This is a genomic window from Gammaproteobacteria bacterium, from assembly GCA_003696665.1.
In the GTDB taxonomy this organism is placed as follows: Bacteria; Pseudomonadota; Gammaproteobacteria; order Enterobacterales.
Genome location: RFGJ01000477.1, coordinates 1 through 11,918, shown reverse-complemented (window position 1 = coordinate 11,918; position 11,918 = coordinate 1). Strand labels below are relative to the sequence as shown.

Sequence of the window (11,918 nt, the reverse complement as noted above, 5' to 3'; positions counted from 1 at the left end):
TGTATTGACCGTGAAATGTTTTGTTTGTTCCTGAAACGATGAGGGAGTCACCATGCAAATTCGAGGGGCAAGAATATTGTTGACCGGGGCGAGTTCAGGTATTGGCGAAGCGTTGGCCTATGAGTTGGCCAGACGTGGTGGCGAATTGACACTGGTGGCACGACGAGAAGCGTTGCTTGAGTCGGTGAAGCGAAAATGTGCATCTCCGGAAGCGCATCGTGTATTGCCGCTTGACCTCACAGACTATCATGGGGCGGCCAGTGCCATTGCCCAAGAAGCGCAACAATATGGCATGTTTGATATCGTCATACACAATGCCGGCATTAGTCAGCGATCTTTTGCAGAAGAAACCTTAGTGACGGTGGATGAGACGCTGATGGCGGTGAATTATTTTGCTCCGGTCGCCATCACCAAGGCGTTGTTGCCGGAAATGCTGGCCCGGAGATCCGGGCAAATTGTGGTGGTAAGCAGCGTGGCTGGCAAAATTGCCACACCCTACCGTAGCGGCTATTCGGCCGCAAAGCATGCCATCATTGGATTTATGGACGCGCTTCGGGCCGAAGTGCATGATCGAGGCGTGATCGTGACTAATCTAATGCCCGGATTCATTGCGACGGGTTTGAGCTTGCGCGCATTGACCGGGGATGGTGCGCCACTCAATCAGTTGGATGATGCACAGAAAAATGGTCTCGATCCTGGAGAAACCGCGCGACGTATGGTCAATGCAATTGAGCGGGGCGCTGATGAAGTGGCCATTGCCGGGTGGCGCGAACGGTCAGCGTTGTGGCTGCAGCGCATTTCGCCTGCGATTTTACGCCGCGTGATCCGCAAGGCAAAAGTGCGCTAGCAAACAGGTGCACAAAGCCCTGTGCCTAGGTACAATGGCGACATTGCCAGTCCAAGGAGAATGAATTGTATGCTCGATCAAGCCTATGAGTCACTCAAAGACAAAGACCCGGAACTTTATGCCGCCATTGAAGCGGAACGTGAGCGTCAAGAACAACATATTGAGCTGATCGCGTCGGAAAATTATACGAGCCCTGCAGTCATGGCAGTGCAAGGCTCGGTGCTCACGAACAAGTACGCTGAGGGCTATCCGGCAAAGCGTTACTATGGCGGCTGTGAATATGTTGACACGGCTGAGAATCTTGCGATTGAGCGGGCGAAAAAGTTGTTTGGTGCCGACTATGCCAATGTGCAGCCGCATTCAGGTTCGCAAGCCAATGCAGCGGTGTACATGGCACTGCTTGAGCCTGGCGATACCGTATTGGGCATGAATTTGAACGAAGGTGGCCATTTGACACATGGCAGCCCGGTGAATTTTTCCGGCAAGTTATACCATTCCGTGCAGTATGGTCTCACGCCTGATGGCGACATTGATTACGAGCAAGTCGAGGCCTTGGCGCTTGAGCATAAGCCAAAAATGATTTTGGCCGGGTTTTCGGCGTTTTCGGGCGTCATCGACTGGGCGCGTTTTCGCGAGATTGCGGATAAGGTTGGCGCCTATTTGATGGTGGACATGGCGCATGTGGCTGGTCTGATTGCCGCCGGCCTATATCCAAATCCCGTGCCTTATGCAGATGTCGTGACGTCAACCACGCACAAGACGCTGCGGGGACCACGGGGTGGTTTGATCGTGGCTAAAGCGAATCCGGAAATCGAAAAGAAATTGAACTCAGCGGTCTTCCCAGGGATGCAGGGTGGCCCGCTGATGCACGTGATTGCTGCGAAAGCGGTGGCCTTTCAGGAAGCGTTGCAACCTGAATTTATTGAGTATCAAAAACAAGTGCTCGCCAATGCACAAGCGATGGTAAAAGTGATGCAGTCCCGTGGCTACAAGATTGTTTCCGGCGGCACGCACAATCATTTGTTCTTGGTGGACTTGACCGACAAAGGGATTACCGGCAAGGACGCTGATGCGGCATTGGGAAGGGCCTGCATTACCGTCAACAAGAATACAGTACCGAATGAAAAACGTTCGCCTTTTGTGACCAGCGGCTTGCGCCTTGGCACGCCGGCCGTCACGACGCGAGGTTTCAAAGAGCCAGAAGTGGAGACGTTGGCCGGGTGGATTTGTGACGTGTTAGATGACATCGAGAACGAATCAACCATTGCCCGGGTGCGTGAACAAGTTAAGGCCTTGACGGCCCGTTTTCCGGTTTATCCGAAACCCTAACAAGTGAGGTTGTCATGCACTGTCCGTTCTGTTCTGCACACGACACTAAAGTGATTGATTCTCGTCTGGTCGGCGGCGGCGAACAGGTGAGACGGCGTCGCGAGTGCGGACACTGCGGTGAGCGGTTTACCACTTTTGAAACGGCTGAATTGGTGATGCCGAGGGTGGTCAAGTCGGATGGTTCGCGCCAGCCATTTGATGAAGGCAAGTTGCGGGCTGGTATCATGCGAGCCATCGAAAAACGGCCGGTCTCAACCGAGGCGGTGGAACAGACAATTCGGAAGATCATGTCACGCTTGCGTGCGACTGGTGAAAGAGAAGTCCCGTCCTCGCAGATTGGAGAATGGGTGATGGACGCTCTGCGTCAACTGGATAAAGTCGCTTATGTGCGCTTCGCATCGGTGTATCGGGATTTTCAGGATGTGGATGCTTTCCGCAAGGAAATTGAAGCGTTGGAGCGAGGTACCAAAAATTCATGAGTGATGCGCTCACCGACATGCGCCTGATGAGTCGGGCGCTCGTCTTGGCGCAAAAAGGGCGTTATACCGCACACCCGAATCCATGTGTGGGCGCGGTCTTGGTTCGTGACGGACAGATCATCGGCGAGGGATGGCATGTTCGACCGGGAGCGCCTCATGCTGAGATTATGGCGCTCGACATGGCGCGTGAAGCGGCGGGGGCGACCTGTTATGTCACACTTGAGCCTTGCGCGCACCATGGTCGAACACCGCCTTGTTGTGAAGCCTTGGTGGCGGCAGATGTGCGCAAGGTGGTGGTGGCGACTCCAGATCCAAACCCACTTGTCTCCGGCCGCGGGCTGAACCACCTTCGCCAGCATGGTATTGACGTGGTTACAGGCCTCTTTGCGGACGAGGCCCGGGCACTTAATCGAGCTTTTTTTCAAAGGATGGAAACAGGCCGACCACGGGTCGTTGTCAAGCTGGCGTCCACTTTGGATGGAGCCACTGCGCTTGACAATGCAGACAGCTATTGGATTACAGAAACGGCGGCGCGACATGATGTGCAACGTTTGCGCGCACAGTGTGACGCAATCATCACCGGCGCAGGGACGGTGATCGCTGATGACCCGATGTTAACAGTGCGCAGTTGGCCAGGTGGTCCATCATCAGAAACGCTGAGCCAACCGCTCAGAGTCGTGTTGGATCCACAGGCTAGAGTGCCTGCAACGGCTAAGATTTGGCAGTCAGGGCCAGTGATGAGGGTGACGGCGAATCACACAGGTGATGATGGCATTCCCACAGAAACCAGATTTGTTCGCCAAGGGCGCGTGGCCTTGTTGCCGCTTCTTGAGCACCTCGCCAATACGCACCAAGTGAATCAAGTCTTGGTGGAGGCTGGCGCAACGCTCGCTGGAGCCTTCCTTCAGGCCAACTTAGTGGATGAGCTCTATGTTTACCAAGCTGCCAAAATCGTCGGACCAGCGCAGCGCTCTTTAGTCGATTGGCCGCCTTTGGCGAAGATGACCGAGGCACATGCTCTGCCAGCCCCTGAGATAAGACGCATTGGCCGAGATTGGCGACTAAAGTTTGTGCTCAATCCTTAAGGGTGCAGCGCGCCAACCACTCGCTTTCAGGAATTTGTCGCTCTAAATGCCATGTTGCCCATTGGCTCCAGCTGCCGACATACAGACGGGCTTGCGCAAATCGCTCAGCACAGGCTAAGGACAGCATGTTCACGCAGGCGGTGACGCCTGAACCGCAATAGACGACGAGCGGGGCGTCATTAAAATCCGACCACCTGGCCTCGTGCCATGCTTGGCTTTGCCAAAAGCCATCATCGTTCAGGCACTCTTGCCAAAACAGGCATCGCGCTCCGGGAATATGTCCGGCGGCAGGATCGAGCGGTTCATGAATGCCGCAGTAGCGTTCAGGATGGCGGCTGTCAATTAGTATCGGTTCAGCGCCATTGGCTGTCAGCCGTTCGCGAAGCTCGGGAAGGTCAATGGCAAGTTGGGGGCGTGGCGTGAGCTTAATCGAGGATGTCTTGCGCACGATTTCTTGCTGAGTTGACAATGGCAGACCGGCATTTTGCCATGCACGAATGCCGCCATCGAGCACGGCCACATTGTCCCAACCAAAGTAGCGGCATAGCCACCAGAATCGGCTCGCAAACCCCATGTTGTCGTCATAGGCCACGATCAGCTGACCGCGTTCAACGCCGTGCCGGGCGAGGAAGGCGGCAAAGTCCTCTGCCCTAGGTAAGGGATGTCGGCCTAATGCAGGCGTGATGGTCCCGGAAAGATCCTTTTCCAAATCGGCATAATGGGCGCCCGGGAGATGGCCGTGTTCATAGGCGGTTCGTCCAGCATCCGGATCGGACAGTTGAAAACGACAATCAAATAGCACCACTTCTTCGTGTGTGAGCTGCCGCGCAACGTCATCGACCGAAACAACTGGGTAGCGCATCATGCTTCTCCAAAAAATCGTGCTTCGGCTTCTGGCGGCAAGGTGACACCTGTATTTTTCGCCCGTTCCAGCAGCTCCCAGAAATAGCGGTAGGTCGCTCGATCATGCAATTCACCTTTGTATTGTATGGGGCCCCAGTCGTTGTCCTGCGCCGCCATCAAAATATTCGCGGCATCTTCGACTTCGGAATAGTCTGGTTTCATAGCGTCGACAATCGCTCGAATTTGTACGGGATGAATGCTCCACATGCGGAGAAAGCCAAACTCGTAACGGGCCCTATGTGCATCCTGATAGGTTTGATACGGACTTTTGAGATCCAGCGTTACGTTGTGTGCCGGCACTACGCCATTGGCCAAGGCAGCCGCGACCATTTCTGTTTTGGCTCGGACAAGGAGTGGATGCTCAAACTGCCCTGGGCTTCGCATTGTAGCCGCAGGCAGGGCGCCATGGTGACCAGAGACAAAGTCCATCATGCCAAAATCCAGCACTTCAACTTGTTCAAGCGCCGCGATTTGCCAAACATCGCGCAGGGCGCCATGAGTTTCGATGAGCACATGGACGGGAATCTGTCTTTTGATGCCATGTAGTTGGGACAGCGTTTTGATTGTCTCAATCATCTCCGCTACTTGCTGCCAAGCGGTGGCTTTGGGGAGGGTGATGTAGGCAATGCGATCACCAATGATCGGTAAGATAATCTCAAGATCTTGCTTCCAGTGTGGATGTGAATAGTCATGAATGCGCACGCCAGCCCGATGGTGGACATTGGCATCCGAGGCAAGTATTGCGGCGACCATTTCCGCGTGTGCTCGTTCTTGCCCTGCGGCGGCGCCATCTTCGCAGTCGCAAGTGATGTCAAAAACCGGCCCTATCTCGTTTTGTAATGCCAGTGCTTTTCGGATGAGTTTTTCCTTGCCGGCGAAATGTTCGCAGCAGGGAATGGCAGGAAAGGTTTTCTCACCAGCAAATAGGGCATGACGCGGATGAACTTTCACTTAGGCCTCCTTGAATGTCTGCTATGTTTATTGGATGACACAGTCGTTGTTATCAGTCTAGTTTGCTCAACCTGAAATGACGAGTCAAACACTTATTTGAAATGTTTGTTTGAATGTGGTACTCATCTGGTCGGATGACTTGAGAGGGAGGCGGCATATCAGCCGGAATAGGCAACATGAATTACAAACACGATTATTTGACCCATATTGATGAAGCGACGGTCTTGGGCGGCCCTTGGCCTGGCATACAACTGTATTATCCACCGGTGAAGTACTCTCCTGCACAGGGGGTTTACGAAACCATGGAGCAAGCCGCTGAGCGTATGCGGCGGCACGCCCACAAAACGCCGGCCAATACGCTTTTGTTTGACCTTGAAGATGGATGTCGGCAAAAGGAGATGAGCCGCGCTTTGCTTCGTCAAGAGTTGCCCAAGTTTGATCCAAATCGAAAATTCCAAATTGCGTTGAGGATCAATCCGTTTCGGACACCTGAGTATGAGAAGGATCTTGAATTGATCAGGGATTGTGCGGAGTTTATCGATGTCATCATTCTGGCCAAAGCAGGGGAGGTATATGGCGCGGCAGAAATTCGCGATCTGTCCGCTTGGCTGGTCGGTGTCAATAGTCAGATCACCATTCAACCCATTTTCGAGCACCCGCGATCTCTCAAACTGGCGGCGGACATTATGCAGTATGACACCGTCAAGCATGTGGTCTTCGGAATTCACGATTTTTCCAAAGCCATGGCCATTCACCTGACGCCCGAGAACTGGATTCATGAATTGCGCACATACTTGCATTTATTGCTGATGGAAGCGCGGATTGCAGGCAAGGGCGTTATTGGTGGGGTCGAAGTATTAATCAATAAAAATGCCATGCCAACAGATTATATTGAACCTGAGGATGTCCGGCGCTGGTTGGATCTCCACGGCGATCGGGAGTCAAAAATCGTGCATGCTCACGCGGTGGAAGAGGCTCAGATGGGGTTGACGGGAAAGCAAGTCATTCATCCGAATCATATTCATTTGTGTAAAGTGGCTTTCACACCTTCACCTAAGGCGATTGCCCGCAATGTCGCCATTTTGAAGGCGGCTATCGATGCGGATGCGTTGCTTGGCGGCGCCATTCGATTTGAAGGTGAAATGTTAGACCCGCCGATGTTTGGCAAGGCATTACAAACATTGTTGCGGGCCAATGCGTTAAATGCGTTGGCACCGGAAGACAAGGCGTTTGCGTTGGATGTTCTAAAGCGTCTGCCAGTGCAGGTGATTCGGGAAAACTGGCCGTATGGTCGGGTCTAAGGAGGCGCCATGACACAAAAATTTCCACCAATTGCCGAATGGCACTGGCAGGTGCCGACACATCTCAACATTGGGGTGGCATGTACTGACGAGCAGGTCTCGAAAGGTTTTGGCCAGCGGCTTGCGATGATTGTCGAAGATGAGCAACGAGGGACCAGCCGCTATACCTATGCTGAGCTGGCTGATGCTTCAAGTCGTTTTGCCGGAGTGCTCAAGGAACTTGGTCTGTCGAGAAACGATAGAGTACTGATTCGTCTGCCGAATGCCTTGGCTTATCCCGTGGCATTTTTTGGCGCGATGAAAGCTGGCGCCATCGCCGTGCCGACTTCGACATTGCTTGCAGGGCGTGAAGTACGCTATCTGGCGGAGGATTCAGGTGCGCGCGTATTGGTGACCCATGCAGATATGTGGCCGGAACTGGCGCCGCACTTGGATGAATTGCCCAATCTTCAATATGTGCTTCTGGCAGGGGCGAGCACAATACCGAAAACAGCGTCGGCGACATTGACGCTCATGTCGCTCGATGCGCTGCTGGAGAGCGTTTCACCGATAACGACGGCCGTGCAGACACTGGCCAATGACCCGGCTTATCTGGTGTATACCTCAGGGACAACCGGGTTCCCGAAAGGTGTATTGCACGGTCACCGTGCTTTGATTGGCCGACTGCCCGCCAGCCGTTATTGGTTTAATTTTGTCGAAGATGAGCGAATTGTTCATTCCGGCAAGTTTAACTGGACCTATGTGCTTGGTTCAGCGCTGATGGACCCGTTGTACCATGGGAAGACAGTGATCGTGTACGAAGGAAAAAACGACGCCACCCTGTGGCCTCGTCTGATGGCCAAGCACGAATGCACCACTTTTATCGGTGTGCCGACCATTTATCGCCAAATCATTCAGAAAACCAATTATGGACGTCAGGATGTACCGAGCTTGCGTCATTGTATGAGTGCAGGAGAGCATTTGTCAGATGCTATGCTCAATGCGTGGCGGGAGCGATTTGGCCTAGATATCTACGAAGCGATTGGGATGAGCGAAATTTCCTACTACATCTCACAAAACATCTACCATCCTATTCGCCCGGGGTCGGCGGGTTTCCCTCAACCTGGTCATGATGTTCACTTGTTGGATGAAAATTTGCAGGAAGTGGAGGTTGACGAAGAGGGTATGATTTGTATTCCGGACGACGATCCGGGATTGTTTTTGGAATATTGGAAGTTGCCGGAAGCCACGCGTGAGGCGCGCCACGATGGGTGGTTCTTTACCGGCGATTATGCCCGTCGAGACAAGGACGGCTATATCTGGTTTCTGGGCCGCAAGGACGACATTATCAACACGTTCGGCTATCGTGTGTCGCCACACGAAGTTGAGCGTGTAATGAAGACGCACCCGGCGGTGGCTGACTGTGTTGCGGTCGGAGAAACCATCGCGCCGGACAAAACGCTGGTGGCGCTTTGTGTGGTGCCGCATGCGAATACGTCAGTGACGGAGGCGGAATTGCTCGCTTATGGTGAGAAAAACTTGGCGCGCTACAAAGCACCAAAGAAAATTCATTTTATGACCGAATTTCCTCGCACCAAGAATGGTAAGGTACTAAGAAAACAATTGGTTGCCATGTTGGCAAAGGAGTCGTCATGACACAGAGATATCGACCTCGTCGTACCATGTTATACGTACCGGCACATGTGCCTCGTCATATTGAGAAAGCTCGAGGCTTGCCTGCCGATTCAGTGATTTTTGATCTGCAGGAATCTGTGCCTGCCTCGAAAAAAGCACAAGCTCGCGCCCAACTGGTGGACGCGCTGAAAAATCCGGACTTTGGTTATTCGGAAAAAGTGGTGCGCATCAATCCGCTGACCACGGAACTTGGCGTTGCCGACTTGATGGAAGTTGCCAAATTGCCGATTGATGCCGTCTTGTTTCCGAGCATTGAAAGCGCCGAAGATGTTCACAATGCGATTGCCGCGCTCGATTCAGCGGGAGGCGAAACATTATCTGTCATGGTGAACATCGAAACCCCAAAGGGGGTATTGCACGCCGAGGAAATTGCGGCGAGCAGCGACCGTCTTGTGGCGATGATCATGGGGACGACGGATTTGGCCAATAGCCTTAAGATCAATATGACCAAAGATCGACTCGGTTTACTTGGCAGTCTGTCGATGGTTGTCTTGGCGGCGCGCGCTTATGGGCGATGTGTGGTGGATGGTCCCCATTTGGATTTGAAAAATGTGGAGGCATGCGAATTTGCGTGTCGGCAGGCGCGCGATCTTGGGTTTGATGGCAAAACCGTGATTCATCCGGTGCAGCTGACGTACACCAATGATGCGTTCACGCCGCGGCAGGAAGATATGGAGCGTGCCCGTGCCGTTCTTGAAGCGCTGGATGAGGCCCAGGCGCAGGGGCGAAGTATGGCAGTGATCGATGATCGCCTCATTGAACCTAGTTTGCATGATTGGGCGCTACGGGTGATCAATATCTATGAGCAAGTGCAAAAGCTTGGCCAAGACGACTTATTGGGCAAATAACCATGAATAAATCATCCACCGGACGATTTTTTGAGGACTTCACGCTCGATGAAGTCATTCGGCACGGCACACCTCGAACCATTACCGCGGGCGATGTTTCGCTCTATATTGCGCTGACCGGGAGTCGTTTCGTGTTGCATAGTGCAGCACCCGTTGCCGGAGCCATTGGCTTTGAAGACACACCGGTTGATGACATGTTGGTGTTTCATATCGCCTTCGGCAAAACCGTCCCGGACATTTCCTTGAACGCTGTGGCCAATCTGGGATACGCAGAAGTGCGCTTCCTCGCACCGGTATTTGTTGGGGATACGCTGTTTGTCAGCTCTCGCGTCATTGGCTTGAAGGAAAATAGCAATGGCACCACAGGGATTGTTTATGTGCGTTCTAGCGCTTATAACCAACATGGCGACAAGGTGTTGTCATGGGTGCGTTGGGTGATGGTGGCTAAACGCGAAGCGTCGCAACCGATGGAGCCGGCCGTGGTCCCCACCCTCTCGACGATGGTTTCCGCAGAGCACTTAAACGTTGCGCCACACACGGACTTTCGGCGACTGGGCGCTTCCCTCACTGGGAGTGATTTGACGTGGCAGGATTATCAGGTGGGTGAATGGATTGATCATGTGGATGGCGTGACTGTGGATGAAGCGGAACACGTCATGGCCACGAGGCTTTATCAAAACACCGCCCAGGTGCATTTCAATGAGCACCGAATGCAAAACAGTCGATTTGGCCGTCGGCTGGTGTATGGTGGGCATGTGATGTCATTGGCGCGGGCCTTGAGTCACAACGGCCTCGCCAATGCCGTGCAGATTCTCGCGATGAATGGTGGGAGCCACATGGCCCCCACCTTTGCTGGTGACACGCTTTACGCGGCATCGCGTGTATTGGATAAGTGGCCGATTCATGGGCGGGATGACTGTGCCGCTTTGCGTTTGGAAACCGTGGTCCGCAAGAACTCACCCGTTCACCGCAATGAACACGGCGCGCCCCTCAATAGTGACACCGCACCCCTTGTCTTGACGTGGGACTACACGGTGTTGGTGCCGACACGGCTCGACAGCATGCCTATTGTTTCGGCATGGGAATAATGGTCAGTTCCACGCGTCGGTTGAGCGCCCGGCCGGCCTCGGTTTGATTGCTTGCGATTGGCTGGTTTTCACCGGCGCCGAATACTTGTAGGCGTTGCGGGGCGATGCCCTTGGCACGAAGGTATTGGGCCACCGCTTGCGCACGTCGCTCGGACAAAGCGAGGTTATAGGCAGCATCTCCGGTTGAGTCCGTATGGCCGACGATGCGCAGTCGCGTGTCCTGATAATGGTTCAGAACTTCTGCGATGGAATCCAAAACGGGTTCGAATTTGGGCGAAAGATCTGAGCGGTCGGTGGCGAAAGTAATGTTGCTTGGCATGATCAAACGGATGCGATTGCCTTCACGTTTGACCTGTACGCCGGTTCTTAGCAAACGTTCACGCAATGCTTTTTCTTGGTAGTCCATGTAGGCACCGATGCTCATGCCAATCAAGGCGCAGCCTGCAGCGGCGTTTCGCGCATGTTTGCTGGATTCACCTGCGCCAATCAGGCCACACAGCAAAGCACCACCAAGACCGTAGGTTGTGGCTTTTGATGTTTTGGCCTCGCCCGTGTACGGATCGAGCACTGTACACCCAGTTAACAAGGCAACAAACAATAGTCCTGAGATGAATTGTTTTAAACGCATGGTAGGCTCTCCTATACCTCAATCACAGCGGGATTTGACTCAACAGGATGTTTCTCTGAATCTGGAAATATGTCGTCAACACAGTAGCAATAGGCGGCGATAAACCACGCGATCATCGGTAGTAACACAATGGCCAAGCCTGCCGCCATGAAAAATGCGGCAATAAAAAAAATCGACGTATAGGCAGTCAATGCGCCGATATTTTTGACCGCCGCTTTTAGGCTGAGCACCATGGCCACGGGGACCGCAAGTTTATGTTCAGCAACGAGGATTGGAGAGAACAGGCCCGCCATAGAAATCGCGAGCATGAGGCTGAACACCACACTCAGTGTCAGCATCATGTTTGGAATGACATCGGGCGCATTCACAATTTGGCGAACCGTCGACCAGTCTTCCTGGAGATAGGCGTGCAACAATTGCTCAAGATCAAGCACGGTGGCAATGTGCATTAATCCAAGCATTAGCACGACCAATTTGAGTAGCGTCAAGGCTAATCCCAGAATCAAAATGGGTAGGCTGCCACCCGCCAGTGGTGACAGGATGGTTTTCAAGCTCCATGGCTGTTTTGTCCGTTGTGCTTGCCCGGCGCGATAGATGCCTGCCAGTAAGGCAGGCTCCAACACGCCAAAGAAAAAACCTGCCGTTGGGCTGTACAAAATCAGAAAGTAAATAGCCGCCAAACCAAACCACCCAAGCGGGTATTGAGCGATGGCCTGCGATCCTTGTTTCAGCCAGGAAAATCCATCACTAAAGGAAACTTGCCGATATTGCATCGTGTTGTGCTT

General features: G+C 53.3%; 12 protein-coding genes. 8 read left to right on the top strand and 4 right to left on the bottom strand.

The window, feature by feature from the left end:
- Positions 1-52: 52 nt before the first annotated feature.
- The 4 genes from D6694_11660 (at position 53) to ribD (ending at position 3,740) form a co-directional block, all read left to right on the top strand.
- A complete protein-coding gene (locus D6694_11660) occupies positions 53-847 on the top strand; it encodes an SDR family oxidoreductase (GenBank protein ID RMH38987.1) in 795 nt (264 codons plus the stop codon).
- A 69-nt stretch (positions 848-916) separates the two neighbouring features.
- Positions 917-2,176: a serine hydroxymethyltransferase gene (locus tag D6694_11655; GenBank protein RMH38986.1), complete on the top strand. Its 1,260-nt coding sequence runs from the start codon at positions 917-919 to the stop codon at positions 2,174-2,176.
- A 14-nt stretch (positions 2,177-2,190) separates the two neighbouring features.
- Positions 2,191-2,655: a transcriptional regulator NrdR gene (gene nrdR / locus D6694_11650; protein ID RMH38985.1), complete on the top strand. Its 465-nt coding sequence runs from the start codon at positions 2,191-2,193 to the stop codon at positions 2,653-2,655.
- On the top strand, positions 2,652-3,740 hold the full coding sequence (gene ribD, locus D6694_11645) for a bifunctional diaminohydroxyphosphoribosylaminopyrimidine deaminase/5-amino-6-(5-phosphoribosylamino)uracil reductase RibD (protein ID RMH38984.1): 1,089 nt from the start codon (positions 2,652-2,654) through the stop codon (positions 3,738-3,740). Before nrdR ends, ribD begins: the two co-directional genes overlap by 4 nt.
- Here ribD and D6694_11640 read toward each other — a convergent pair.
- Together D6694_11640 and D6694_11635 are read right to left on the bottom strand one after the other, a co-directional pair.
- A complete protein-coding gene (locus D6694_11640; protein ID RMH38983.1) occupies positions 3,730-4,605 on the bottom strand; it encodes a sulfurtransferase in 876 nt (291 codons plus the stop codon). The genes ribD and D6694_11640 overlap by 11 nt on opposite strands.
- The gene (locus tag D6694_11635; protein RMH38982.1) at positions 4,602-5,594 is read right to left on the bottom strand and encodes a CoA ester lyase; all 993 of its coding nucleotides are present in this window, start codon (positions 5,592-5,594) and stop codon (positions 4,602-4,604) included. The genes D6694_11640 and D6694_11635 overlap by 4 nt, the downstream gene beginning before the upstream one ends.
- Before the next feature lie 176 nt (positions 5,595-5,770).
- On the opposite strand from D6694_11635, the gene D6694_11630 reads away from it, so the two are divergent.
- Genes D6694_11630 through D6694_11615 form a run of 4 tightly spaced genes read left to right on the top strand, consistent with a single transcriptional unit; the run spans position 5,771 to position 10,505 of the window.
- Positions 5,771-6,895 carry an aldolase gene (locus D6694_11630; GenBank protein ID RMH38981.1) on the top strand — a complete coding sequence of 375 codons (1,125 nt, stop codon included), beginning with the start codon at positions 5,771-5,773 and terminating at the stop codon, positions 6,893-6,895.
- 9 nt (positions 6,896-6,904) lie between these two features.
- Positions 6,905-8,530 (top strand): acyl-CoA synthetase, encoded by a 1,626-nt coding sequence (locus D6694_11625; protein ID RMH38980.1) that lies wholly within the window; start codon positions 6,905-6,907, stop codon positions 8,528-8,530.
- Complete coding sequence (locus tag D6694_11620) at positions 8,527-9,417, top strand: CoA ester lyase (GenBank protein RMH38979.1); 891 nt, start codon at positions 8,527-8,529, stop codon at positions 9,415-9,417. Before D6694_11625 ends, D6694_11620 begins: the two co-directional genes overlap by 4 nt.
- A 2-nt stretch (positions 9,418-9,419) precedes the next feature.
- Entirely contained in the window at positions 9,420-10,505 is a 1,086-nt protein-coding gene (locus tag D6694_11615; protein RMH38978.1) for a MaoC family dehydratase, read from the top strand.
- Here D6694_11615 and D6694_11610 read toward each other — a convergent pair.
- Both D6694_11610 and D6694_11605 read right to left on the bottom strand, forming a co-directional pair.
- Positions 10,483-11,133: an OmpA family protein gene (locus D6694_11610; GenBank protein RMH38977.1), complete on the bottom strand. Its 651-nt coding sequence runs from the start codon at positions 11,131-11,133 to the stop codon at positions 10,483-10,485. The genes D6694_11615 and D6694_11610 overlap by 23 nt on opposite strands.
- Positions 11,134-11,144: 11 nt before the next feature.
- Positions 11,145-11,918 (bottom strand): hypothetical protein (locus D6694_11605; GenBank protein RMH38976.1); only part of this gene is annotated, 774 nt, incomplete at its 5' end.

Excerpts from the sequence above, each read along its gene's own strand:
- D6694_11620 (RMH38979.1), top strand. The coding sequence starts at position 8,527 with ATGACACAGAGATATCGACCTCGTCGTACCATGTTATACGTACCGGCA.
- D6694_11630 (RMH38981.1), top strand. The coding sequence starts at position 5,771 with ATGAATTACAAACACGATTATTTGACCCATATTGATGAAGCGACGGTC.
- D6694_11640 (RMH38983.1), bottom strand. The coding sequence starts at position 4,605 with ATGATGCGCTACCCAGTTGTTTCGGTCGATGACGTTGCGCGGCAGCTC.
- nrdR (RMH38985.1), top strand. The coding sequence starts at position 2,191 with ATGCACTGTCCGTTCTGTTCTGCACACGACACTAAAGTGATTGATTCT.
- D6694_11655 (RMH38986.1), top strand. The coding sequence starts at position 917 with ATGCTCGATCAAGCCTATGAGTCACTCAAAGACAAAGACCCGGAACTT.
- D6694_11615 (RMH38978.1), top strand. The coding sequence starts at position 9,420 with ATGAATAAATCATCCACCGGACGATTTTTTGAGGACTTCACGCTCGAT.
- D6694_11660 (RMH38987.1), top strand. The coding sequence starts at position 53 with ATGCAAATTCGAGGGGCAAGAATATTGTTGACCGGGGCGAGTTCAGGT.
- D6694_11610 (RMH38977.1), bottom strand. The coding sequence starts at position 11,133 with ATGCGTTTAAAACAATTCATCTCAGGACTATTGTTTGTTGCCTTGTTA.
- D6694_11625 (RMH38980.1), top strand. The coding sequence starts at position 6,905 with ATGACACAAAAATTTCCACCAATTGCCGAATGGCACTGGCAGGTGCCG.
- ribD (RMH38984.1), top strand. The coding sequence starts at position 2,652 with ATGAGTGATGCGCTCACCGACATGCGCCTGATGAGTCGGGCGCTCGTC.